Consider the following 25,975-nt stretch of genomic DNA (forward strand, 5'->3'; position numbering starts at 1 on the left):
GAATGCTCATGTCCTACATTGAACTGCCGGATAATCTCAAGCACATTTTGCAAATGCACCGTCGCCCGGATGAGGTGTTTACAGAACTGATGCCAGCCTTGGTGCATACCCTCCAGTGCGATCGCTGTTTTTTATATGTTCGCCATCCTGAAACCCGCTGGGCGCGTCATGCCTACTGTTGGCGGCAGGATGAAACCCTACCAGATGTGACTGAAGATTGGCTCAAAGAAAATCCGGCAGAGTTGGAAGATTGTGACCCGCTATTTGCCGCTTCGCTGCGGGGTGAACCTTCTATTTTTGTGGATGACGTTGAAACCGCTCATCCAGATGTCGTCAATCTTGAGTACGAGCGCCAGCATTATGGCCATCGGGCACTGATTCATGGTCATATTTATCGAGCTGAAGGGGACGATCAGGGACTATGGGGCGTACTGCAGCCCTGCGTCTTCCACCAGCCGCGCCACTGGACCCAGTATGACCGCTCGGTGATCCTGTTCACCATCGAGCAAATTACACCCCTTGTAGTTGACTATGTTAAACAACATAGTCCCGCACCATAAATCTGGAGTAAATGCACCCTGACACATTGGGTCATTTGCTACCATCACTCAGCTCTAGCCGATCATCAGTAATGCTAAATCCGCCTACGACAATCCATTTCGCTGCTTGCAAATGGTACGCATAGCGCATCATTCACAAAACCAGTCTGGGATCGTTACAGCCAGATTTAGCCTGAGATGCATGGTAGGGGGAAGTCGTTGACTTCTGACTTTTCTAGTTCTAACGTCTTAAGCCGCGATTTGGAAATCGCGATCGCACAAACAATTGCACAAATACCAGACAAACCTCAACAACCGATTCAATCTAATGAATTCAGTCCATCAGTCCAACACCTGAAAATCATCAGGCATTCGCGCACCCTGAAAATTGGCCTTAGTTAACGTTGCACCCCGTAGATTGGCAGCCATTAAATTGGCATTTTGTAGGTTTGCCTGACGCAGATTAGCACCCCTTAAATTGGCAGCGGTAAGATTTGCAAAACTCAAATCCGCTCCCATTAGAATAGCCCATCGCAGCGTTGCCTGACGAAAAGAGACATAAACTAAATTTGCTTCTAATAAATAAACCCGGCTGAGATGCGCCGCATTGCAGTTGGCTTGGTGCAGCTTGGTGCGATAGAAATAAGCTCCCTGTAGCTCCGCGTGGTAAAGATTGGCGCGGGTCAGGTCAGCCTGATTGAAGGTTGCATCTACGCCATGTGCCCAAGCTAAATTAGCGCGCTGCAGTGTCGCCTCGCTAAAATTGGCAGCCTGCAAATTGGCCTCTCGCAAATCAGTGCCAATTAAATTAGCCCCCGTCAAATTAGCCTCAACTAGATTGACGCCACGTAAGTCTGCCCCAATCAGATTGGCCCCCCGCAAATCCACGCCAGCTAGATTCGCTCCGCGCAAATCCGCGCCTACTAACTGCGCCTGCTGTAAATCTGCATCGACCAGCAAAGCACGCTGGAGTAATGCGCTGCTTAAGTTGGCCTGACTCAGATGGGCTGACTCTAAATCAGCTTCCACCAAATTGGCAGCACGCAGATTCGCTCGCTCCAAACGAACACCTTTCAGATTGAACGCCTGCAAGCTCGCTTCACTAAAATCGGGTTCAATTCGGTCATGCCGATTCAGCCATGCTGTCCATTGAGCACTGCCGCGTCTGAGCTGCATTAAGTGTTCCGTGTTCGCCATTAATTCGCCGTAGCTTACCTCATTCTGGTGTCAGACCGTCGTATTTATCTCAATCTCATATTATTCCTGATTCATTCGTAATGCTGAATCCTCCTTGGGAGATTTTGTCCTGAATAGACGGTTTTTGTCGTTTTTCACAATCGTTTTTCACAATCGTTTCTCACAGTCATTCTCATCGCAATGGTCACGTCGGCTAGAACACGGAAAACCTCCGAAAAGCCTTGAAAATGCTCAGAGGCAAGAACTACTCATTGGCATTGTCAATAGATGGACTGCGCCCTCGGACACTTTCCATCGCCGTGAGCACCGCTTGAGACGCCGTAATGATGTCGCGTTCTTCTCCACCTAAATATAGTCGGCCAAAACTACCGATTGCACTCACCTGCAAAATATTAATCAGCGCCGCTTTTTCGGCTTCATTTGCCGCGAGAGCCGCATAGGCCGCAGGCTGCACTTCCATCACGTACAGAGATTCGCCTGCCAGCAGCATATGACCTCGGCGAGTACGGTTCACCATCTGGGCTTGGTGCGCGTCGATATTGCGAATAATCTGGCTCGACATGACCTGGGGTTTGAGCCGATCATCTTCATTAACACCTAAGGCATCCAAAATGGCATAGCCCGCGCTGCGCACATCACCTTGGCGTGACGAGTGAATCTCTAGCAGCCCGTACAGACGTTCCACCATCTGCACACCGGGACGCACATTGTTGGATTTAAGAGCTACATCCGTAATGCGATTAATTTCGATGCCAGGAGAAATCTCAATCCACAGCGAAGAATCGCCTGGTAGTGGCAAAAAGCCGATAGATACTGTGCCCATGTAGGCGGCATGCTGCCGCTGCAAGCTGTCAATGAAAACGTAACTGCGCAGATCGACGCCCAAAACTGATGTCTCCGTGTGAGTGCTGAATTCGAAATGTGCGATCGCACATTTTGATCAGCGGATATGTGAAACTCCCCCATAGTACAGTCTCAAAAAACTGACCGGGATTCAATATATCCCCTGCCATATATTAAACCGCCTGCCCCAATATCGCTCTTCAATGACTCTAGGCAGAGGAAATATTTTGTAGGATTGTAGTTGGAACTCCCCGAAATTGATTCATGAGCCGGATGAGCATCTGAAAACCTCGCGCCAGTTCGGGAATCGGAAACACGTCCAGCCAAGGTTGTAAACGATTTGAACTCACCCAAGGCAAGAGAATTAACCGTAGGTTATTGAGCCAGTTCTTCCATCCGTTGCCCATATTCCAATCTGAATGCTGCGTGAACGAAGACACCACAATCGAGTCATCCTGTTCCGGTGGAATCGCCCCCTGAGGACGCATCGGGGGGGTGTTTAAGGTGACCATCAAATAGGCACTCATCACGACTTCCCACCACTTTTCAATTACAGCATAGTCGGTGACGCGAAAGTCCGCCCAGCCCAGTTCATTTTTGCTTTGCTTGAGACCATATTCCACCCAATTTCTTAGACCATAGAGGTCTCCAACCTGGTGGTAAGAAATGTCCTTAACCCACGTCATCACCATCCAGGTTGACGCGCTAGGTAACGTTTGTGGATCCGTTGTCAATTCCCAGTAGCGCTGGGAACGACGTTGGCCATAAATAATCTCTCGAATGAAGCGAGTTTCACAACGACCATCACTCAATGTTCGCTGATACTGACGCCAGCGATTGCTTCTGACCCGTTGCTCTTTGGGCAAGAGCACCGCATGGTTTGAGCGAATAGCCAACACATACGGGAGCTTTAATTGATGTAATGTCCGCACAAAGCTGCTGCCGCTTTCTCCATAGGCACTATCGGCCAAAACAAGTTCAAACTGAAATCCCAATTCACAGAGTTCTTGAACCATTGCTGCCGCAATTTCGGGTTTGGTGTGATGAGAGTCTCCTGCTTTTAATCGCTCTTTCGGCTTGTAAATTCTAAAACTTAACGGGAAGGTCAAATTGTCAATTACCCCATAAGCATCCACCGAAACAATGCCGTTTTCGATCTTACCTAAGTTGCCGATGTACTGTCGTTTCACATAGTCGGTGGTCTGTCCCTTTTTGCGGTCGCCCGTTTCATCAATGACTAGGATCAATTTTTGTCCCCCTTAAGAGACCTAAAATCAGCTCAATGCGTCGTTGCCTGAGGTCTTTAGCCTGCCAAGGTGAGCTGACTAAAAACTGTTGTAATGACTGAGCATTGGGTAGTCCTGTAACCTTAGCAATGGTTGGTAGCGACTTACGCTTGACTTCCGATATCATCCCGACATGCAGATGCTTAAAGGCTTCAAAGCTTCTGACTTCTGCAAACAAGTCTTGGTAATAGTCACAATATTCATCAATGAACCGGACGGTTGGCTTGGCTTGTCGGGGAGCTACCATTGATTCTCTCTACCATTCAGCCCTTTTACTCTAATTTATCTCTGCCTAGAGTCATTGAAGAGCGATATAGCTGTAGCCAGCTCCGTTAGGACACAGACGTTATTGTGGCGCGGTGATGCTGCGCCACAATAACGTCATAACCAAGATGGCTATCGCTATCGCTTTAAGTTTTGAGGGTTGATAAACCACTAGGCTGTAGCAGAGGTCGCAGCAGAGGTTGCCTCCGTTGAATGCACTATCCGCTGCATGGGTTTGAACGCCTGATGAACCGGAATCTCAAGCACAAACTCAGTACCCTGACCCAGTGTGGAGTGGCAAAGTAGTTTACCGTGATGCTTCTCAGTCACAATTTGGTAGCTGATTGACAATCCTAAGCCCGTTCCTTTACCAATTGGCTTGGTGGTAAAGAACGGATCGAAGAGTTTGGAGCGCACGTCCTCCGCCATACCAGGGCCGTTATCCGCAATACGAATCGTCACCCAATCAGGATTGCTCAGCTCAGTCGAGATAGAAATTGTGCCCGGCTGGGTTGGGGTAGCGTTAGCATCGCTCATGCGATCGCAGCTATCCAAAGCATCAATGGCATTCGACAAAATATTCATAAACACCTGATTGAGCTGACCGGGATAGCACTCCACCCGAGGCAACTTGCTGTAGCTTTTGACGACCTCCAAATCTGGGCGCTCAACCGTTTTCTTCAAGCGATTTTGTAGGATCATGAGCGTGCTATCTAATCCCTCATGGATATCCACCGCTTTAAATTCAGCTTCATCCAAACGCGAGAAGTTGCGCAGAGACTTGACGATTTCCCGAATCCGCTCGGCTCCTACCCGCATCGACTGTAAGATCTTGGGAAAATCTTGCCTGAGGAACGGCAAATCGCTGGTTTCAATGGCAATTTGAATCGCGGGTTCAGCTTCAGGATAGTACTGCTGATAGAGATCAACCAGATCTAGCAAGCTGTGGGCATACTCTTCGGTATGCGCTAAATTGCCGTGAATAAAGTTCACTGGATTATTAATTTCGTGAGCGACGCCCGCGACTAACTGGCCTAGACTGGACATTTTTTCGGTTTGCACCAATTGAGTCTGCATTTTCTGCAAATCAATTAGGGTTTGCGATAGCTCAGCCGTACGCTCTGCCACGCGGCTTTCCAATAGTTCATTCGCCTGTTTAAGCCGCTGTTCTGCAATTTCTTGCTGATTAATCGTTGACAGCACAATCAAGATCGTTAAGCTAACGACTCCCACGAAGGACTGCAACAGCACCATTGCCTCCGAGGGAGCATTGGCGGCGAAGATCCCAACATCCTGCGCCGTCGCAAATATTGACACCAAAGACAAGCAAACAACCAGCAAGGTTGAACCCCGCTGCCCAAATCGAAACGCGGCCCACACCATCGGCAACAAAAACATGTACTCTAGCGGATGGCTCATCCCAAAGGTTTGCCACGAGATGAAGGTCGTCAACCCAACTAGAAGAAGGAGTTCGCCGATTTTGGGCAGTGTACTATGGATGCCTTTAACCCCGTGTCGCCACGACAGTAAAAATGGGGCAAACACTAAAAAGCCAACCGTATCAGCCGTCCACCAGGTGCGCCATACGGAAATGTAGTCGGCTGCTGGAACAGAACCCCTAAAGTAGAGCAGCGAGGTACCCAGGGTGGCATTCAAAATGGGGGCAAGGCTAACTGCGATCGCAAATAAAAAGGTAGAACGAACGTTGTAGAGCGGGTCACGACGACCATTCCAGCGCAGGATGAGCAGGGCAGCAATCACCGCTTCCAAAATCTCACCCATGCCCATCACCATGCCGATTGACCAGCTTTCATATAGGTGAGCATCGAGCACCCAATAGCCAATAATGACTCCTGGCAATAGCCGAAACCGACTAATCAGCAAGGCTGCCAGTGAAATTCCTGACATTGGCCAAACTGGTGTCACGTCGTTAACGGTGACAAACTGAAACGCGAAAACACCGACAACATGTAGCACAATGACTGTCAGTGCATTGAAGAGTAGCACCTTACCAGTGCGGAGATCGGCAAGCCATCGGTTCATGACACCGTTACGACGCGTACTCAGGTTTGAGAGAACATTGAACCGAGTCACAACATGAATTCCTAGTAATACGTACTTTGGCTTATAGTTCCCAATTTATGCCGCGCTTCATCGAAACTTTAGCTGCGATCGCAATTTTTCACTTTAGAAGTATATAGCGCTTCTTGCGCTAATAAAGGGGGAGTTATTTTTTAGAAGCCGCGCTCCGCGCGGCTTCTAAAAAATAACCTGTACCTCAGCAGCCCAGGAAAGGCTATATTTGATCGGCAATGGTTAAACGGTCTCAGAGTTTCCCAATGGCCGAACCAACGGGATTATCCCTCGCACCTTTCTAATTTGGTAGTCTCATATCTTGCACCTTGCACTTTGAGAACCCAGAAGGGTTGTTTTGCCGCCGCGATGCGGCGGCAAAACAACCCTTCTGGGTTTTGGTGCAAGATGTGAGGTAATGGTATTCAGGCAATGATTTTTGGTGCAAGATGTAAGTACAGCACGTCAAATCAAGGGCAGTGCAATGGTTATGAGTCCACTCACCCTCAAACTTGACACGGTTCATCTCACAGATGAGCAGTTTTATCAGCTTTGCCAGGATAATCAAGACCTTCAGTTTGAGCGTACTCCCCAAGGAGAACTTGTCATCATGCCGCCAGTGGGTGGAGAAAGCGGAAATCGCGAAGCGGATTTCATTGCAGACCTGGTGATTTGGAATCGACAAACTGGTCTTGGCTATGTGTTTAGCTCGTCAACGGTATTCAAGTTACCGAACGGGGGGAGTCGTTCACCCGATGTGGCTTGGGTGCAAAAAGAACGCTGGGAAGCACTCTCCCCTGAACAGCGCCACAAGTTTCCGCCCATTGCCCCTGATTTTGTAATTGAACTCCGATCTGAAACAGATGATTTGGCAACGCTACAGGCCAAAATGCAAGAATATTTGGATGCAGGTGTGAAGTTAGGCTGGTTGATTAATCCACAACAGCAACAGATTGAAATGTATCGGCTGGGACAAAGTAAAGAGATCCAACAGTTGCCAAGCAGTCTATCAGGAGAGGCTATCTTACACAATTTCAGCAAATCAATTAATTTTTTTACAAAGACATGAACACTTTTCAATTTTGCATGTTCATGCTTGTATTATAGGCTGCAAATAAAGCTTGCACACTTTAAAAATCTTTGTTGCTGAAATTTGCTCAAGAAATAAATTTTATAGCTTTAGTTATTCCTCAAATCAGAAAAATGCAGATATTTTTGTCTAGTCACACCCTAAGAGTAGGAAAATTCGAAGGAAAGGGTTCCAATCGAAAGCTGTCTTTTAGAAAAACAAATTGCTTCAACGGATGTGACGATGTATTTAATACGTTAAATCGTTTTTTAACAGAGATTAGAGATGGATTCAAGGATGATCAGCAGAAAAAGTATTTGAAGATAACAGATCTTGAGATAGATACTCAAAAAAGAACTATTTCTGGAGTAATGGAATCAGGAATATATGGATTGACTAGCAATCTGAAAGATATAGATACAGATTCAGTCTCATACAAAAGAAAAGAAAATGACGCTGATGTTCTTCCATTTTTCTTTTTGTTCTCCCTTCCTGCGAATAGAAACGAAGGCATTGTAATACTTCAGCGACTTGGAAAGCACGGCATAACAACAAATATGGGGACATTTTTTGAAAGGTATTTTAGGAAAAGACATCCAGGATACGGAGTAGAAATAAATACCTTAGTAACAAATAATTTGATCAAAAAAATACTGGAAAAAGGCACAATTAAAAAGCTAAGATGTGTAAAGTATCTTGCTCCTACTGACAGATTTGATGGGCTAGATGGTGATCACAAAGAAGTTTTGGGAAGTATCGAAGTTTCCTTGTCTGCGCACAGCATCCCGTTGAAGGAGCGCGTTACAAGTTACTTTAATAAGAAAACAGAGCTTGAAAGCTTGGTAGAGCTAAGAGATTTTAATTTTTCTTATGATACAGTCAAGCTTGAAGTAGAAAAAAATGGAAATATACGAACTTTAGATTTAGGGAATTTTCGCAAAGTAAGAAACTACATCGATGTAACTGATTCTGTTGTACGCGACAATGATGGAAACCCTAAGCTAGACAGTATCAAAAATGTATCTTTTGACTATTTAGAAGAGATTCTAAATCTCTTATACAATGAATAAACCATTGCTTATTTTTTATAGCTGAAGTTATGCCATACAAGGTTGATCGATCGGGAACAAAATCATGTTCACCAAGATAAATATATTAAGTATAATAACCGAGCATATATCCACATTAAAAACAGCCGGAATGAAAAAATCCATTGGCCCGACATCTTTTTGTTTTTTATATTTCCTTTGATATCTGCTTTTATACTAATCCTATTCAAAGTTTTTATAACTGATGAAATAACAAATGCTATAGTCACATCACTTTCACTATTCGCCGGACTACTATTCAATCTACTAGTTCTGGTTTATGAGATTTTAAGCAGAAAAAATTTTACTAAAAAGCAAAAAATAGCACTGAAAGAAATATATGTGAACATATCTTTTGGAATACTTACATCTTTGACTGGAGTTTAGACTAAAGAGCGAAAGAAAATCGCGGTCGTGCTAGGCACGAACCGCGTTATAGCAGAAGCTGAGACAATACCACTCACCTCAGCGACTACTATGCCCTACGATAGCCTGTACGGATTTCGCCAGCGCGCCCATCAGTATTTGGGACGAGCGCATGATGCGACCTTTGAACTCATTGACGCGGTGTTGACGACACGGCAAGCGCCCAGCTTTGTCGAGCTCTCGCGCTCCCCATTCTTTCGTCGCCAATGGCCGAGTATCTATAGCGCTGTACATGACAGCCGACCGCAGCGCCGCCGACTGATGCAGCTGTACCTGGAGCAACTGCCCCAGGAGGAGCCAGTGGTGTTGGCTGGCGACCATACGGCATGGCCCCGTCCAGACGCGAAGTGCTTACCCGAACGGACGTATGAACATCAGGCTCAGGGTGTGGGAGGAGGGGGGCCGATTACCGTCGGTCAAGGCTACAGTACGTTGGCCTGGATTCCACCCGAGTCAGGCAGTTGGGCCTTGCCTTTGCGGCATGAGCGAATTACCAGTTGGGAGAGCCCATTAAGCAAAGCTGCATTTCAACTGCGGCAAGTGTGTAAAGAGTTATCCTGTCGTCCCTTGACGCTCTGGGACAGTGAGTATGGCTGTGCTCGCTTCGTGCTGGAAACCGCTGATATTGCCGCCGATAAACTCATGCGTCTGCGCTCTAACTTGAACCTCTGGGGAGCACCGCCGCCCTACAGTGGACGAGGACGTCCCAAAGTCCACGGCGACAAATTCAAACTCAATGACCCCGACACCTGGTGGTCAGCCGATGAGACAGCAATTCTCGAGCATCCCAAGTTGGGGACAGTGCGGGTGCGCTGTTGGCACCAGTTGCATTTTCGGCAAGCCGCTGCTCATCCCATGCGGCTGATTCAGGTGCAACGCCTTGATGCCACCGGACACCCTCGCCCCGCTCGCCCCCTCTGGTTGGTGTGGGTTGGCGAGAGTCCACCGCCCTTAGACACCCTCTGGCAACGCTATCTGCAACGCTTTGCTATCGACCACTGGTACCGCTTCATCAAGCAGCGACTGCATTGGCTCTTGCCGAAACTGGCAGACCCCAAAGCGGCGGAACGCTGGAGTGACTTGATGCCCTTAGCCACCTGGCAGTTATGGTTAGCGCGTGATCTCGTCCAAGACCAACCCTTGCCCTGGCAAAAACCTCAAGCCGCTCTGACTCCTGGACGAGTGGCTGATTCCATCGCTCCACTTTTCGCTCAGTTGGGCACACCGACTGCACTTCCCAAACCCCGAGGAAAATCACCGGGCTGGCCGACTGGCACCCCTCGACCCCCCAAACCCTACTGCCCCACCATCCGAAAACGAGGAAAACGCTCTAAAAAACAAGCCACATCTGTCCCTTAACCCCGCCATTCGGCTCCTGTTACTCCAAAGTTGCGCCACTGTCACAGGTGGTGCAATTTGGCCTTAGTCTAAACTCCAGTCTTTGACAACTATAGTTTTTTCTTTGTTGCATTTTGTCAAGCCTAGCCAATGCGTTGTCAGCTTATGCTATTTGAAGCGGTGCATACTAACAAATATTGGCATTTGTATCCCAGAGTGGTTCATTTCTCTGATTGTTTATTATCTACTTGTTAACTTCATATTGACGCTTTTTATGATCCTAAAGAGGATTTATAAGTTAATGTCAGAAGAGTTTTCTCAGATTTAAAGGCAATATTTCGAGCTTTTGCGCTGAAATGGCACAACAAAGAAGACTTCAAGTTCTTCTACATTTTTTTGTGAATTTGCTCGAAATATTGCATCAGAAAACTGTCAACTTTTCGCTTTCGCTTCCAAGCTTTCTAATCGACTGCGTAAGTCTTGATTATCTTGCTTAAGCTGATCTAGCTCCTCGCGGAGCTGTTTCACGGATTTATCCGTGCCTGCTGCTTTTTGGACTTTCTGCACCGCTTCTTCGGCAATGCGGCGTACGCGGCCATCGGGAGTCCGGTCAGCTAAGCCCTGTAGAATGCCAACCGCTTTCATCGTTTCCATTTGACCTAGGGCCGACACAACCGACACCTGAGTCAGGAAGAAGCTCTCATGAGATAGATCAGAAAGCCGTTCCAAAATCCGCTCCAGATTGGGTGGCGTTTGGCCCGATGAGATCGCTCCCAAGGCGCGAATCGAGGCTAATCTCAGCGCTTGGGGAACGCCCAGTTCGGTATATTCCAGAACTAGATCGAGGGCAGCTTCAGAGGTTTTCATTTGGCTGAGACCTGAGATCGCACCACTCCGTACCACCTCATTCCAGCCTGCCCGATCTTTCAGCACCGACTTGAAGATTTTGATGATCTTGTCTTCTTTGGATTTGCCGTCGATTTGAGCTGTAGCTAAGCTGCCCAACGCCTTGAGCGCTGTGGCTTCCACGGTATAGGCCGCATCCCCTTTTTCGGCAACCGTCTTCAGCGCTTTGTAGCTATCCTGAGTCTTAATCTGGCCCAGTTCTGAAATCACCGCTCGGCGCACGTAGGGGTTGTCATCTTTTAAGCCCTGCTTTAGACCATCAAACGCTTGATCCAGCTTGATCGATGCCAGTTGAGACGCCACTTGAACCCGCACACCCCAAAATGGCTCAGATTTCAGCGATTTTGCCAGCGCTTTCACAACTTCTAAACCACCTTTTTTCGCCAGTGCCTCAGCCGCTTGAATGCGAGAAATTGGATCAGGATCATGCTCTAACTGGGCAATCAGATCAGCGACTGGATAGGATAGCTCTACCGTTTTCAGCATGTGGTTGCCCATGTCAAAGCTGAGGAAGCTGGGCTTTTGGCTCAGCGGGAAGTAGAAGATTTGCTCCCGCTCATGGATGCGAACCGTGAATACTTGAGTATCAGTAACTTTGCCCTTCTCAACTACGCTGAAGCCGATGGGAATCTTCAGGTCAAACAGCCCGCTGCTGGAGCTGGTATCGCCGTCTTTAGCTTGAGTTTGGGTGACAGTGACCTTTGCCAAATTGCTGTCGCCATCCCAGGTGTAGGCCACCTTGTAATCGGGATGGCCACCCCGAAAGACATATTGATCGAACAGCGGCTGCAGGTTGTAACCCGTCGCCTTATCAATGGCTCGCAGCAAGTCCACCGTTTCCACCGTCTTGTGGGCGTTGTCATTCACAAAGGTATGAATCGCCTTAAAGAACAGTTCATCGCCCAGCAGAGTGCGAATCATGTGATAGACACAAGCGCCTTTCTCGTAGAGATGACGGTCGTATAGCTCAATCGCTTCTCGATAGATATTGGTGACAATTGGGCGACGATAGCGGGTCTTGTCTTCGTTGAGATAGTTACTCGCTTCGCCCATCAGGTAATAGGCTGCATCTTCTGGGCCATACTCCTGCTCCACCCACAGCACCTCGGAGTAAGAGGCCATGCCTTCTTTAATCCAGGCGTGTGACCAGTGTTTAATCACCACCAAGTCACCGAACCACTGGTGGGCTAGTTCATGAGCCACCAGGCTTTCGGAGCGCTGATTGTCTAGCGTAGCCCGTTCGTCCAGCAGACAGCGATCGGTGAGCAACGTGGTCGAGGTATTCTCCATGCCGCCAAAGATAAAGTCGTCTACGCAAACCTGCGCGTACTTGGGATAAGGATAGGGATAGCCAAACTTCTGACTGAAGAACTCAATCATGCGCGGCGTTTTGCCCATCGTCCGGGTCGCATCGTCCTCGCGGCCTTTCTCGACGTAGTAGGTAACGGGCTTACCCTGCCACTCGTCGCGAATCTCAGCAAAGTCGCCTACCGCCAGCGTCATCAAGTAAGTGGGGTGAATCTCCTGCTGCGACCAGTGATAAATCTTGGCGTCGCCGTCTTCTTCGGTGCTGATCAACTCACCATTGGAAACAGCCATGTAATCTTTAGGCACCCGCACTCGGATCTCAGACGTAGCTAGTTGCCCCGGATAGTCAAAGCAGGGAAACCAGAAGCGGGAATCTTCATCTTCGCCCTGCGTCCATACTTGCACAGGCTTATCGGGATAGTGCTTATCCGGCGCAATAAAGTAAATGCCGCGCTCTGGCTGCTCAACCCGATAGTCAATTATGAGCGTAATCGTCTTACCCGCTTCCGTCGGCTTTTTCAATCGCACGAGAAGCTGCTCACCGTTGTAGTCAAATTCTTGTTTAGCGCTGCCGACTTTGACCGCTTTGATGCCTAAATTCATAGCATCCAAGGTCAGCGCATCAACACCATCGCGCACTGGTTTAATGCGGATTTTGCAAACGCCATTGTAGGACTGGTTTGGGATATCTAAATCGAGATCGAGTGCAATATGCTCAACCTGACCAGGACGATCGGGATTGTAATGGGGCTTTGCACCCGGTAACTCGAAAGACTTATGACCGTTCTTTTCTGTATCCCAGTACCAGTAAGACATAGTTTTAGTGACTCAATCTATAGGTGAAGCGCATTTATAACAGATTAGCGTGATTTTTGGGGGAGGGGGAGAGGTTGTAAGGGGTTTTGAGGCTGTAGAGGGGAGCAAGGGTGCGATCGCAACAGCAAGCTAGGAGTCGTTAGGCATCAATAGGAATAGGGAAACGTAGGTTGGGTAAGTCTTTGGATATAGGACAAGCTGTATCTTGGAGCGGATTTGATTTTATTTTCCTTTTCTTAAGATATGAACATATCAAATCTAAATCTCAAAGATTTGATATTGCTTAAAAGCTAGTTTCAGCTAGCAAAAGTAGCATTTATTCTCTGATCATCAAAAAGGATTTAATTATGGCTATCGAAGATCGGGTAGAAGCAACCGCTAAAAATATTGAAGGTAAAGCTCAAGAAGCTGTTGGCGAAATGACTGGCGATCCTCAAGATAAAGCTGAAGGTAAGGCCAAGCAGGTTGAAGCGGCTGCTCAACAGCAAAAAGAAAATATCAAAGACAACATGAAAGAGTCTATCGACAACGTGTAATTAGCTATCTCCTTTCGCGATAGATGGCTTGATCTAAACCCATGAAAAGGAAGTGCGATCGCACTTCCTTTTTCACTCAAACAAATACCTTAAATCGCGCAACTCGTAAAATTAGTAAAAGGATTTTAATTATGTCTATTGAAGAACGGTTAAAAGCAACGGCTAAAAATATTGAGGGTAAAGCTCAAGAAGCCATCGGTGAAGTAACCGGTGATCCGGAAGCTAAAGCTGAAGGAAAAGCCAAACAAACTGAGGCAGCCGTCCAGCATCAGAAGGAAAACATCAAAGACGGCTTCAAGAACGTGATTGATAAAGCATAACCAAAAACCCTAAAAAACAAAAAAGATGGGCCACCTTACGGTGGCCCATCTTTTTAATGAAACGAAGGCTATACAGTAGCCAGTTCAGGCTCAGATCGCTTGCTGTTGCGAATGCCTTCAATTGCCGAAGCATAGTCATCTGCTTTGAAGACCGCAGAACCAGCCACGATCGCATTTGCGCCAGCTTCTAGCACTTGCCAAGTATTGGCAGGCTTCAGACCGCCATCGACCTCAATCCAAGGATCGAGACCGCGCTCATCGCACATTTGACGCAGCTTACGGATCTTGGGAACCACGCCAGGAATGAAGCTTTGACCACCAAAACCGGGGTTAACGCTCATGATCAAGATCAGGTCGCACAGATCTAGTGCGTACTCAATCAGATCAAGTGGAGTAGCCGGATTTAGCACAACACCAGCTTGCTTACCGCACTCTCGGATTTGACCAAGGGTACGATGCAAGTGAGGAGATGCGTTGTGTTCAGCATGAACGGAGATAATATCCGCGCCTGCCTTGGCGAAATCTTCAACGTACTTCTCAGGCTCAACAATCATCAGGTGAACGTCGAGCGGCTTTTCCGTCATCGGACGAATAGCGTCAACGATCAGTGGCCCAATCGTAATATTGGGCACGAAACGGCCATCCATCACGTCAACGTGAATCCAGTCCGCTCCGGCTTTATCAACCGCTTTAATCTCTTCACCCAAGCGGCTAAAATCGGCAGATAAAATTGATGGTGATACAACAACAGGTTTCTTCGATCCCGTCATGGCAAAGCGATCCCTCCTACGTCCTTTGTTGTGATCAGTGTAACAAACTTCCGTAATACAACCTCAGCAAAACGTAGGGATCTTGCTATACCCGAAAAGTCTTCTCATTTATGCCGCTGATGCAGAAGCTTTCTTAAAGTTCAGGCAAACTCTAAACTAACGAGCCTTAAGCTCCAGTCATCGCTGACACTACCGAATTAAAAAACGAATCAAGCTCTGGGGCCCACTTCAGACATCGCGACACGATGACACAATACTTTTGGCTGGCTAGCTGGAGGAGTGCGATCGCAATATAGAGAATACGTACCTACAGCAATCTCAAATTGATTATGAACAGGCCGCCCCGGCGGGGCGGCCTGTTCATAATCAATTTAATTCACCAGCTATTCAATAGAGCTGTAGCATTTGCGATCGCAGATTCACAAACACCAGCTATATCTAACCAACTCCATCGGAGCAGTTCAGTACTGATCAGTAATATCCGTACAGGCTTCGAGTCCTAAATCTGGATTCTGACGATAAGCTTCCGTTGGCTGCCAAACTCGCACTGAGAAATCTGGCCGAATTTGATAGAGATACGCCGCGTTGCTGTAGTAAGTTAAACCGACTTTGAGGTTCGAAAAGTCGTCCTCACAGAACTCAAACCCGAAGCGCACGAGCACCTGAGCCAGCAAACATTCCGGCGTATCGCAATACTCGCCCGATGTCTCTCGCTCTTGAGCAAAGGTTTCTAAAAAACGGTTCAATAATCGAATTATTTTTGCTGGCGTGCCATTGCGACTGGCATACATAATGGCGGGATTGCCATCCACCACAATATGGCAAGGAGTGGTCGTCGTTTTGGCATCTTGAGTCGGTAGTGAACAAGCGGTAGGAGAATTAGACATAGTGAGTCCCTATAATTCATGCTCCAATTGGCTGATCAGTCTAAATCCAGCTGTGAAATCCCAAACTGATATTTACAAGCGGATTTAGTATCAAACCTGTTGATCTCATGCTACTGCTGATTTTTTGTCTGATGAGCAGCTGACACAAAGGATTAAATTCCTCAGGACTAGAATTCCCAACTTTATGACCAGAGCCAGTATCACATCGACCAAGAATCTGTTAAAACACTAGAAGCTGTGTTACGTTTTTTGCCTAACGATGCTGACTGAACTGTTTCCATTTCGATTTTCAATTAGTGCTGCAACAGTGGCAGGGGCAGTTCTCTGGTCGTTAGCGCTCTACTTGGGATTTTCGCCCGTCAGCGAATGGGTAATGGAGCAGCTCAACCGCTGGTTTAACTACGCCGAGCAATTTCTGTATATCTCAAAAGAAGAACTGGAGCGCACCCGCAAGGGTTGGGAATCGCGCAATGCGTTTTATGCGTCGCTGTTTAGCATTGTGCCCTTCTTAATGGTGGGAGGATTGTGCAACTACGGCGTTGAACTCGGACTAGGCCACAGTTGGGCTGTCAGCGTGGGTATTATCGTGTGCATCATTGGCGGCATTTATGAACTGGGTCGCCGAGACGGCCAGGGAAATTAACTCAAAATTAAGTCAATAGATCAACTCGGTAAATCCGATCGCTTGGCCCATTCTATTTGGCTTAATATACCGCGCAGCATCGAGAGTTCAGTTGGAGACAGCTGAGCGCGGTTAAACATGCGCCGGAACTTCTCCATACGGCTATGAGCTGTATGAGGATATAGATAGCCGATTTGCAGCAGCACCGTTTCTAAATGCTGGTAGAAACCGTCTAGAGCATCCAATGATGCCAATTCTGATGGCGGTTGCAGTACTGGGTCGGACTGCGGTGCAGCGTCTTGCGCTGATGGTTGAGCAGTTTTCAGTGTGTCTATGGGATTTAATGAGGCATCAACGGTTAAATCTGAATCTGAATCTAAATCAATACGCTGGCTAAGCCGATAAAGCGTATAGCTGCACACGGCAACTGCTTGCGCCAAATTGAGCGAGGGATACTCATCACTCGACGGAATGCGGACAAATCGCTGAGCATAGTTCAATTCGGTATTACTCAGTCCTCGATCTTCTGGGCCAAACAGGATGGCCGACGTAGCGATTCCATGTCCCTCCTGTTCCCCTTGCCCCCGCTCTCCCTGCTCTAACAGCCAAGGCAATGCCCGTTCCGGCGTTTCCATTGATGTATCCAACGCTCTGGGTCGTGCAGTAGTTGCGATCGCACGTTGACAACCCGCCAGCGCCTCTGGAATCGTTTCGACAATCAGCGCCGCTTCCAGCACATCCGCTGCATGAACCGCCATCTGACGCGCTTGATCACCCAGCACCTCACAATGGGGCTGCACAATGGCCAAATTGCGGAGGCCAAAATTTTTCATTACTCGTGCGATCGCACCCACATTTAGCGCACCCGCTGGTTCAACTAGAACGATGCGGATGTGGTTTAAAGCAGATAAAAAAGTCAAAACAAATGGGTTGGGGTTCTTAAACAGAACTTGATCATACATCGCTATGCGCGTTGGTTAAGTACGGTTATGCGGGGCGCGCAGCGGCCCACATAACCGTTGTTGTAATGAATGTGGTTGAAAATCGCTATAGTATCAAGTCTGGTTGAAAACCTATCAATTTATGGTTGTGAAACGTTGGCTCCGCCAACGTTTCACAACCATAAATTAGGTTCTTATACACAGACTTAATATAAAAACAATTTGACGAGTTTGAGATTAAGTAGAGCGGGGTTGAAAAAAGAAGGTATGTGAAGTTGAATAAAGGGGAATGGCACTGACATAAGAGAGCAAAAAAGGCTTCAAGCGCCTGATTTGTCAGAATCAAACCGTTGAAGCCCATAACCTTGCCTCTATGATGCCGAATCGTGCGGACGTTCTCAAGGCCAACTATCAGAGCAGCATCGGTCTACCCTTTGCTGAGATGCTGCCGGAAGCAGAGATTGAAACTGTGCTGAGCGAGCAGGGAATCCGATATCGACAAGTCCTCTACACTCCCATGGTCGTCCTGTGGAGTTGGCTCTCCCAAGTGCTGGATGCCGACAGCAGTCTCAGCCATGCAGTCAAGCGAGTGGTGACCTGGATGAGCGTGTCGGGATTGGAGGTGCCCTCAGCCGATACCGGGGGCTATAGTAAAGCACGAAAACGCCTTCCCGAGTCGATATTTCCGCCCCTGTTCGAGCGGGTGGTGAGGGCGTTGCAGCGCCAAGTCTCCCCAGAGCAACGCTGGTGTGGCCGTCCGGTTAAAGCCTTTGATGCGACGACGGTCTTGATGAGTGACACGCAGGCCAACCAAGCCGAGTATCCTCAACACAGCAATCAGAAAGAGGGCTGCGGCTTTCCGATTCTCAAACTCCAAGTGTGGTTTTGTGTCACCACGGGAGCGGTTATGGCCGTGGCGATGGCTCCGTTGCGGGTGAGTGAATGGCGTCTAGCCCGCCAACTCTATCAGAAACTGCGCCCCGAGGATGTGGTGGTGGCCGATTCAGCCTATGGCACCTATGTAGATTTGGCCTGGGTCGCCCGGATGGGAGCCGATGCTGTCTTTCGCAAGCATCATCAGCGCCGCTGCGATTTCAGACGGGGCAAAAAACTGGGCATTGGCGATCACATCGTCCGCTGGCAGCGCCCGAAGCAATGCCCTCAAGCCCTCAAACCGCAGGAGTTCGAGGCTCTGGCGGCATCCATTGAGGTGCGGGAAGTGTATCTCTTCATTCAGGTTCCTGGGTTTCGCCCGACCAACTTTGTGGTGGTAACGACGCTACTCGATCCCAACCGCTATCCCAAAGCTAAACTTGCCGAACTCTATCAGCTCCGCTGGCAGGCCGCCGAAGTTAATCTCCGGCATCTCAAAACCACCTTAGCCATGGAGATGATTGCTGCCAAAACACCCACCATGGTGAGCAAAAGTATTTGGGTGCATCTGTTGGCCTACAATCTGCTTCGCACCCTGATGTGGGAGGCGACAGCCGACGGCGAGGTCGGGGTGTTGCGAGTCTCTCTACAAGGTGCTCGGCAACAGTTCAATCACTTCCGGCCTGAGTTGCTGCATCTAGCTCCATCCGAACGACGGCGAGGCTACCAGGCCTTGTTAAACGTGGTGCGAGAGTTGGTGATTCCGTTTCGACCCAACCGTTCAGAACCCCGAGTTGTAAAGCGCCGTCCCAAACCGTTCCCAAGAATGCAGGAACCTCGCTCCGTCTTGAAAGCCAGGTTGCTAGCTTGATACAGCTTATGTCAGTGCCATTCGGCTAAAGGGACTCACTGCCAGTAGGAGATCAGGAGCAATGGGAGCGCGCTTACGAGTCTTTTTGACAGGGGCAGAAGACCGTACCCTCTTTGAGTTACGCACCGCCACAACCGTGCCGCAACGAGTGAAAGACCGAGCAGAAGTGATTCGGATGAGTCACCAAGGGCTGTATGTTGAGCAGATTGCCCGGTTCTTCGGGTGGAGAGAGCGAACGGTCAGAGAAACGCTGCATCGCTGGCAAGAGGGTGGATTAGGAGGACTCTGGGATGCACCGCGACCGGGAGCGCAACCACGTTGGCAACCGGAAGATATGGAGTATCTGGAAACATGTCTACGCCAGGAGCAACGAACTTATAACAGCCGTCAGTTAGCGCGAAAGCTGGAAGAGGAGAGACATATCAAGTTAAGTGCGGCCCATCTGCGGGACGTACTCAAAAAAAGGGAATCATTTGGAAGCGCACTCGACACAGCCACCGAGGGAAACAAGACCCAGTTGAGAAAGCCCAGAAGGTAGCGGATTTGGAGATGTTGCAATGGGCGGCCGCCAGTGGAGAGATTGACCTCTCCTATCTTGACGAGGCAGGCTTTTGTCTCTGGATGCCCGTCAGCTACAGCTACTTTTTCGAAGGCGAGCAAAAGCGACTGGAGCAGACTCACCGCAAGGGCAGGCGACTGAGCATCCTCGGTCTGCTCCAACCGTTCGTGAGTTTCGCGTATGGATTGGTGATTGGCAGCTTCAACGCCGAGCGCTACATCCGGCTAATGGATGAGCAAGCCCGTCAGGCCAAGCCCCGGTTTAAGGCCAATGGATGCATTCGAGTCATTGTTCAAGATAACAGCCCCATTCATACCAGTCGAGCTGTGCAAGACAAATGGGCAGACTGGCAAGCTCAGGGACTTTACCTGTTCTTCTTACCCAAATATTGCTCGGAGCTCAATCCGATTGAACCCGAGTGGCATCAGGTGAAAACCCATGAGTTAAATGGGCAGATGTTTGAAGATGAATTGGATTTAGCCTATGCCGTTATCGACGGCTTTGAGGCGAGAGCTGAAAAAGCGGGATACTCCGTCGAGCGATTTCGATTTCCGTCTCAACTCGCTTCTTCATCATCTGTTATATAGATGCGCGTTTTTACCTTTACCTACTTAATTCTGAATATCGTTTGGGCTAACCCCATACTGTTGCTGCACTTGGCGAATGGCATCTTCCGTTGCTGCATCCGATTGGCCAGAATTAATCTGCATTTGCTGGAGTCGCTGCTGCAAGATCTGGGTACTGTAGGGCGAATCCTGATTAATCGATCCGGGAGCCGTCGGTACTAAATCGGCGGGTGGCAACTCAATCGAACCGGGTGCAACCTGGGGCATCACGGTTTGACCTGGACTTGTGGCCTGCACTGGAATCGGCGTGACGGGTTCAGCCAGAGGCTCAGCATGGACGGGAATCGGCGTAACCGGCACCGGCACATTGGTTGACGGCAAACTAAATGTGGGAGCCGTTGATACCGCTGGGCTGGGACTGGTAGACACCGCTGGGCCAGGCTCTGTGAACTCTGGTGTAATGGGTGCTGGAGTTGACGCGCTAGCGGTTTCAGTATGCTGCTCCAACGTCGCCCGAGTATTCGATCCGGCGATCCCATCCACCGTCAGCTCATACGCGGCTTGAAACTCGCGCACCGCCGCTTCAGTCTGCGGGCCATAGACCCCGTCAACGGCACCCGCGTAATAGCCAAGACTGGCTAAATCTTCCTGTAGCCGCCGCACCTGATCGGCATCCAAGCCCGGATTCAAGCTGGGCGGTTCAGCGCTCGCGGGATTACTTGAAGTCGAACGCAGTGCCGTCAACGTTTGCTGTCCGGCAATCCCATCCACGCCCAGTCCGGCTGAAGCCTGAAACTGACGCACAGCGGCATCGGTTTCTTCACCATAAAATCCGGTAATCGAACCGTTATAGATTCCCGCTTCGCGCAATAACGTTTGCAGTTCCGCAACACTTGGCCCCTGACTGCCCTGGGCCAATCCGCCTGTTTGACTCAAATCGCGGCCAGCTTCCGCTTCACTCACCGCCGCCGACAGGATTTCGAGGGTTTGATTGCCCGCAATGCCATCAACGGCCAAACTATAAGCAGCTTGAAACTGCTCAACCGCTGCCTGCGTCTGCGGGCCAAAGTAGCCCGTAATTGAGCCACTATAAAATCCAGCCGCCTGGAGCTGTCGCTGCAAATGCTCCACGTCTGCGCCACTATCTTCAAGCTGCAAAGCTGCGATCGCACTTCCACCGCATACACTGATCAGCATCACCGTTGCGGCCACACTTACAAATTTGGCGCTGACGAGAAAAATGCGATCGCGAATAGCTACAGCGCTCGTTGCATCTGGATTTTGATGTCTGTTTTTTGGCAGAACAATCATGGCTTTTCGATTGAGTCCCACAGTAATGGCTGCCATTCTAGGTCATCTCTCGAAAAGTGAATCACTGAATTTTGCCGATGCTACATAAGTTGATAAAAAAGGGAGCATGAGATCGTCTCATGCTCCCTTTTTTATCAACTTATACAGAGGCAGATAGCCATTTGCCCCTGCCTAGCCATAAATGGCTGGGGTCACTTAGTTCGCCGCTGCTGCTCGTGCTGCGGCTGCTTCGTCAGGATGAATGTTTAACCGAGTCAGGTTAATCCGGCCCTTGTTGTCGATGTCGCGAATCTTGACGATCACGTCTTCGCCCACTGACAATTCATCTTCAACTTTGCCAACGCGATAATCGGCAATTTGTGAGATGTGAATCATCCCTTCTTTACCAGGTAGCACTTCCACAAAGGCACCGATAGGAATAATGCGCGTCACCTTACCCGCGTAGACCTCGCCCGCTTCTAGCTTCTTGGTCATACCCTGAATAATTCGCTGGGCTTTCTCCGCACTCTCCCCGTCGATAGAGGAAACTGTAACGGTACCGTCATTATCGATATCGACCTTTGCGCCAGTCTGCTCAGTAATACCCTTAATCGTCTTACCGCCAGGGCCAATCACCATCCCGATCTGATCGGGATCAATCTTGAAGCTAATCAGACGTGGTGCATAAGCTGAAAGCTGGGGCCGAGGCTGATTGATCGTTTCGAGCATCTTGCTGAGGATGTGCAGACGAGCGGGTTTAGCCTGATGAATTGCATCAGCGATTACCTGCATAGGTAATCCCGTAATCTTCATATCCATTTGCAGCGCTGTGATACCGCTATCAGTACCTGCCACCTTGAAGTCCATGTCGCCCAGGAAGTCTTCGATGCCCTGGATGTCAGTTAAGATGCGAACCTCGTCGCCTTCTTTAATCAGACCCATCGCCGCACCGCTGACGGGCTTGGAAATGGGCACCCCGGCATCCATCAAAGACAAAGTGGAACCGCACACGGAACCCATTGAGGTGGAACCGTTGGAAGATAAAACCTCGGAAACCACCCGAATCACATACGGAAAATCAACTTGATCCGGTAAAACGGGAACCAGTGCCCGCTCAGCTAGCGCACCGTGACCAATCTCACGCCGTCCCGGAGAGCGCATTGGGCGCGTTTCCCCGACAGAGTAAGGTGGGAAGTTGTAGTGGTGCAGATAGCGCTTCTGCTCGTCGGGATGCAAGTCATCCATTTCTTGAGCATCGCCCGGCGTTCCCAGAGTGACAACCGACATCACCTGAGTCAAGCCCCGTTGGAATAGACCGGAACCGTGCACCCGTTTGGGCAGTAGCCCCACCTGACAGGAAATAGGTCGCACTTCGTCCAGTTTGCGGCCATCCACGCGCACATTGTCGTTGATGATCTGAGCCCGCATCAGCTGCTTGGTAACACTCTTGAAAACCTTGCCAACCGCCTTCGGATCTTCCACCGTGGCTAGATAAACCGGATTTTCGTCCGGTAATTCTTCAATTTCAATCGCGATTTGCTCTTTGACTTTGTCTAGCTCAGCGTCCCGCTCAGCCTTGGTGTACTTAAACTGAGTCAGAATGCTTTTAATCGGATCAGTGGCGCGATCGCGGATAAAGTCCTCCAGCGTCGAATCCACCTCTGGTGGTTCTTCCGTGACGATTTCTAGACCTAGCTCAGCGAGAATTTCCTTCTGCGCTTTGATTAAATCCTGAACAACCTCATAACCGAAGTCGATGGCTTCGATCATGTCCTGCTCCGGTAGCTGATTTGCACCAGCTTCCACCATGATTACGCCATCGGGCGAACCCGCAACGATCAGATCCAAATCCCCCTTCTCGACTTCATCGTAGGTGGGGTTAATCACAAAATCGTCGCCCAGCAAGCCGACGCGCACGGCAGCCATTGGCCCCTTAAACGGAATCTGCGCCAGCAGCACCGCCATTGACGCAGCGGTCACAGCCAGAACGTCCGGCGGCACGCCCTCATCCATTGATAAGGTGGTGGCAACAATCTGAATATCATCCCGCAGCCACGAGGGAAATAGAGGCCGCATGGGGCGGTCAATCAGACGGCTTACTAGAGTCGCTTTTTCAGGGGGACGACCTTCTCGCCGCAGGAAGCCGCCAGGGATGCGTCCGGCAGCGTAGAGCCGCTCTTCGTAGTCAACTAGTAGAGGTAAAAAGTCAATCCCTTCACGACCACCCGACCGGGTCGCTGTCACCAAAACAGCGGTGTCGCCGGATTCAATTAACACCGAACCACCTGCCTGAGGTGCGAGCAGGTTTAACCGGAGCCGAATATCCCGTCCATCAATGGATATCGACTTTTCAATTTCTGCCATTTAGAACTCTGTCCTTTTTTTCTTTCAACCTTTCTTCTTCTTGGCAAATCCTAGCATTGATACTGAAAGGCTGGACTGAACTATCACTAAACCCTTGACTTTTGTATCTGTTCGTGAGCGTGATGCAATCAAGCTCAACATATATTCAACTATTAGGCTACCTACTCATTTTGCTGGGTTCATGGTTAATGTAGCGCGCTGTACCAGCCGCCTGGAGCTGAAACATAACCTAATGCTTCAGCAAGTCTTTAGCTTCATTCAGTTGATTTTCCCAAACTCGTTCCCACAGGACAATTAGCAAAATTCCCGCCGTCATCAGACTAAACAGACCAGCGATCGCAAATTCACTGATAAACGGATGAACGCCGAGAGCGATCACCATTTCAGAAACGGCTAGGTAAGCAAAGTACAAAAAAATGCTGAGTTCTACCCAGGAACCAATCGCCGTAAACCGAGCTAATCCTCGCGGATCATCAAATTTATTGTCCTGCCAGTGTCTGCGAAGTGCGATCGCAGGCCACGCACTCAGCATCACCAAACCAAATACGACTAGGCCCACCAGAGGGAAACTGCCTAGCACCTGGGCTTGAGTCCACTGAGCAGTCGCAGCAGTTTTGCCGGGACCTGTCACCAGCGCATCAATGGAAACCGCCCAAACCGCTGCCCAAAATTTAGAGTGATTCGCCAAAAACTGGTAGAAAAAATCGTTTTCGACCTCGGCTTCATCCTCCTCATCGCTATCGCCACCTAGACCAGCGATTTCCCGGAGCACTTCAGCAATAAACCAAACCATCACCAAAAACCCCACCCCATAAATGCCCGCTTTTAGCGATGGGAAAGAACTGGCCGCATACCACAGCCCAATCAGCCCAATCATGGGAAAGACAGTGTGCGTCAACCCAATTGCAGCGGCCCAGGTTAAAGCATCCCGGATACTTTCAAAGCGCCGAAATCGGCCAACGGTAGCAATTACAGCATCAGCAGCAATCCCCACACCAATCGCGCCGTTAATCAGAAGATACTGTACATTTCCGGACGGATAGACCACAACCAGCAAAACTCCATTTTTTCCCACGAAATCCACAATAGCCCGAATTAGGGTAGACCATTTGTCAATTATGAGATAAATATGAAATATGAAACGATTATGAAATAAGTTCTCATTTTCTATGGCAACGTTTTTTTCCCCTAAAAGCATGCTTCTAGCAGCTGGTCTAATGCTGGGCGTATGGCTAGCGGGCTGCACCACCAACCAGGTTACGGCTCCCACCGATTCCTCTAGCAGTGCTCAAACCGCTACCAGTACGGACGCTGAAACTGAAGGCAAAAAAAAGGTTTTGACCACATTCACTGTTTTGGCCGACTTAGCGCAAAACGTAGCGGGAGACAAACTAGCTGTCGAATCTATTACCCGCATTGGAGCCGAGATCCACGGCTATGAGCCGACTCCCAGCGATATTGCCAAAGCCCAGGATGCTGACCTGCTGCTCTACAACGGGATGAATCTGGAGCGCTGGTTTGAACAATTCTTGGGCAATGTGGAGGATGTGCCATCCGTGCTGCTCACAGAAGGGATTGAGCCTATTCCCATCGCCGAAGGGCCTTACACCGACAAACCCAACCCTCACGCCTGGATGTCGCCCCGTAATGCCCTCATCTACGTCGAAAATATCCGCAAAGCTTTTGTGGAACTCGATCCTGAGAATGCTGAAACCTACAACGCCAATGCCGCAGCCTATAGCGAGAAACTGAGGGCCATTGATGCCCAGCTCGTAGCTGACCTAGAGCAGGTACCTGCTAATCAACGCTTTTTGGTGAGCTGCGAAGGCGCGTTTTCATACCTGGCGCGTGACTACAGCATGAAAGAAATCTACATGTGGCCAATTAACGCCGAGCAGCAATCTACCCCTAAACAAGTCCAAAACGTCATTGAGCAAGTCAAAGCAAATGACGTGCCCACCATCTTTTGCGAAAGTACGGTGAGCGATGAGAGCCAAAAACAGGTCGCACAGACGACAGGAGCCCGATTTGGCGGCAATCTCTACGTCGATTCTCTCTCCGCCCCAGAAGGCCCTGTACCCACCTTTTTAGACCTACTGGAATACGACGCCCGCGTCATCTCCAACGGCCTACTCGCGGGCAGCAAAACTCAGCAATGACAATCAGCAATAACGAAATTCCATATATTTTGCATATTCACTGAACCTTTTACCCCAATACCTA

The 25,975-nt window shown here is 49.3% G+C and carries 19 protein-coding genes and 2 pseudogenes; 10 read left to right on the forward strand and 11 right to left on the reverse strand.

What is annotated here, in order from left to right; translation table 11 throughout:
* Window positions 1–8: 8 nt before the first annotated feature.
* The gene (locus AC286M_RS23415; protein WP_488206685.1) at window positions 9–560 is read left to right on the forward strand and encodes a GAF domain-containing protein; all 552 of its coding nucleotides are present in this window, start codon (window positions 9–11) and stop codon (window positions 558–560) included.
* A 321-nt stretch (window positions 561–881) separates the two neighbouring features.
* On the opposite strand, the gene AC286M_RS23420 is transcribed toward AC286M_RS23415, so the two are convergent.
* The 4 genes and pseudogenes from AC286M_RS23420 to AC286M_RS23435 all read right to left on the reverse strand — a co-directional run bounded on the left by AC286M_RS23420 (window position 882) and on the right by AC286M_RS23435 (window position 6,172).
* Entirely contained in the window at window positions 882–1,736 is an 855-nt protein-coding gene (locus AC286M_RS23420) for a pentapeptide repeat-containing protein (protein WP_488206686.1), read from the reverse strand.
* Between the two features lie 244 nt (window positions 1,737–1,980).
* Window positions 1,981–2,622, reverse strand: a complete 642-nt coding sequence (gene ccmP, locus AC286M_RS23425; RefSeq protein WP_488206687.1) for a beta-carboxysome protein CcmP — start codon at window positions 2,620–2,622, stop codon at window positions 1,981–1,983.
* Window positions 2,623–2,788: 166 nt separating this feature from the next.
* Window positions 2,789–4,112, reverse strand: a pseudogene (locus AC286M_RS23430) (IS701 family transposase).
* Window positions 4,113–4,300: 188 nt separating this feature from the next.
* Window positions 4,301–6,172: a sensor histidine kinase gene (locus AC286M_RS23435; RefSeq protein ID WP_488206688.1), complete on the reverse strand. Its 1,872-nt coding sequence runs from the start codon at window positions 6,170–6,172 to the stop codon at window positions 4,301–4,303.
* Window positions 6,173–6,692: 520 nt separating this feature from the next.
* On the opposite strand from AC286M_RS23435, the gene AC286M_RS23440 reads away from it, so the two are divergent.
* The 3 genes from AC286M_RS23440 (at window position 6,693) to AC286M_RS23450 (ending at window position 10,144) form a co-directional block, all read left to right on the forward strand.
* Entirely contained in the window at window positions 6,693–7,271 is a 579-nt protein-coding gene (locus tag AC286M_RS23440; protein ID WP_488206689.1) for a Uma2 family endonuclease, read from the forward strand.
* Window positions 7,272–7,342: 71 nt separating this feature from the next.
* A complete protein-coding gene (locus AC286M_RS23445) occupies window positions 7,343–8,341 on the forward strand; it encodes a hypothetical protein (protein ID WP_488206690.1) in 999 nt (332 codons plus the stop codon).
* Window positions 8,342–8,836: 495 nt separating this feature from the next.
* Window positions 8,837–10,144 (forward strand): NF041680 family putative transposase, encoded by a 1,308-nt coding sequence (locus AC286M_RS23450; protein WP_488204827.1) that lies wholly within the window; start codon window positions 8,837–8,839, stop codon window positions 10,142–10,144.
* A gap of 411 nt (window positions 10,145–10,555) precedes the next feature.
* Here AC286M_RS23450 and AC286M_RS23455 read toward each other — a convergent pair whose 3' ends face one another.
* Complete coding sequence (locus AC286M_RS23455) at window positions 10,556–13,153, reverse strand: M1 family aminopeptidase (RefSeq protein WP_488206691.1); 2,598 nt, start codon at window positions 13,151–13,153, stop codon at window positions 10,556–10,558.
* A gap of 347 nt (window positions 13,154–13,500) precedes the next feature.
* Between AC286M_RS23455 and AC286M_RS23460 the strand changes: the two genes are divergently transcribed.
* Complete coding sequence (locus tag AC286M_RS23460) at window positions 13,501–13,689, forward strand: CsbD family protein (protein ID WP_488206692.1); 189 nt, start codon at window positions 13,501–13,503, stop codon at window positions 13,687–13,689.
* 131 nt (window positions 13,690–13,820) lie between these two features.
* On the forward strand, window positions 13,821–14,009 hold the full coding sequence (locus tag AC286M_RS23465) for a CsbD family protein (protein ID WP_488206693.1): 189 nt from the start codon (window positions 13,821–13,823) through the stop codon (window positions 14,007–14,009).
* A gap of 68 nt (window positions 14,010–14,077) precedes the next feature.
* Here AC286M_RS23465 and rpe read toward each other — a convergent pair whose 3' ends face one another.
* Together rpe and AC286M_RS23475 are read right to left on the reverse strand one after the other, a co-directional pair.
* Complete coding sequence (gene rpe / locus AC286M_RS23470; protein ID WP_488206694.1) at window positions 14,078–14,779, reverse strand: ribulose-phosphate 3-epimerase; 702 nt, start codon at window positions 14,777–14,779, stop codon at window positions 14,078–14,080.
* Window positions 14,780–15,240: 461 nt separating this feature from the next.
* Window positions 15,241–15,666, reverse strand: coding sequence for a histidine kinase (locus tag AC286M_RS23475; RefSeq protein WP_488206695.1), 426 nt, complete (start codon window positions 15,664–15,666; stop codon window positions 15,241–15,243).
* Between the two features lie 259 nt (window positions 15,667–15,925).
* Here AC286M_RS23475 and AC286M_RS23480 point away from each other — a divergent pair, with 259 nt between their 5' ends.
* On the forward strand, window positions 15,926–16,309 hold the full coding sequence (locus AC286M_RS23480; RefSeq protein WP_488206696.1) for a hypothetical protein: 384 nt from the start codon (window positions 15,926–15,928) through the stop codon (window positions 16,307–16,309).
* A gap of 20 nt (window positions 16,310–16,329) precedes the next feature.
* On the opposite strand, the gene AC286M_RS23485 is transcribed toward AC286M_RS23480, so the two are convergent.
* A complete protein-coding gene (locus AC286M_RS23485) occupies window positions 16,330–17,208 on the reverse strand; it encodes an RNA methyltransferase (RefSeq protein WP_488206697.1) in 879 nt (292 codons plus the stop codon).
* Window positions 17,209–17,602: 394 nt separating this feature from the next.
* Here AC286M_RS23485 and AC286M_RS23490 point away from each other — a divergent pair, with 394 nt between their 5' ends.
* Complete coding sequence (locus tag AC286M_RS23490) at window positions 17,603–18,973, forward strand: IS4 family transposase (protein WP_488202900.1); 1,371 nt, start codon at window positions 17,603–17,605, stop codon at window positions 18,971–18,973.
* 61 nt (window positions 18,974–19,034) lie between these two features.
* Window positions 19,035–20,119, forward strand: a pseudogene (locus AC286M_RS23495) (IS630 family transposase).
* A 24-nt stretch (window positions 20,120–20,143) separates the two neighbouring features.
* On the opposite strand, the gene AC286M_RS23500 reads toward AC286M_RS23495, so the two are convergent.
* From AC286M_RS23500 to AC286M_RS23510, 3 genes are all read right to left on the reverse strand, one after another.
* On the reverse strand, window positions 20,144–21,445 hold the full coding sequence (locus tag AC286M_RS23500) for a peptidoglycan-binding domain-containing protein (protein ID WP_488206698.1): 1,302 nt from the start codon (window positions 21,443–21,445) through the stop codon (window positions 20,144–20,146).
* 159 nt (window positions 21,446–21,604) lie between these two features.
* Window positions 21,605–23,752 carry a polyribonucleotide nucleotidyltransferase gene (locus AC286M_RS23505; protein WP_488206699.1) on the reverse strand — a complete coding sequence of 716 codons (2,148 nt, stop codon included), beginning with the start codon at window positions 23,750–23,752 and terminating at the stop codon, window positions 21,605–21,607.
* 229 nt (window positions 23,753–23,981) lie between these two features.
* Entirely contained in the window at window positions 23,982–24,800 is an 819-nt protein-coding gene (locus AC286M_RS23510; RefSeq protein WP_488206700.1) for a hypothetical protein, read from the reverse strand.
* 148 nt (window positions 24,801–24,948) lie between these two features.
* Between AC286M_RS23510 and AC286M_RS23515 the strand changes: the two genes are divergently transcribed.
* Window positions 24,949–25,911, forward strand: a complete 963-nt coding sequence (locus tag AC286M_RS23515) for a metal ABC transporter substrate-binding protein (RefSeq protein WP_488206701.1) — start codon at window positions 24,949–24,951, stop codon at window positions 25,909–25,911.
* Window positions 25,912–25,975: the final 64 nt, after the last annotated feature.

This window comes from Thainema salinarum CENA647, assembly GCF_057732415.1.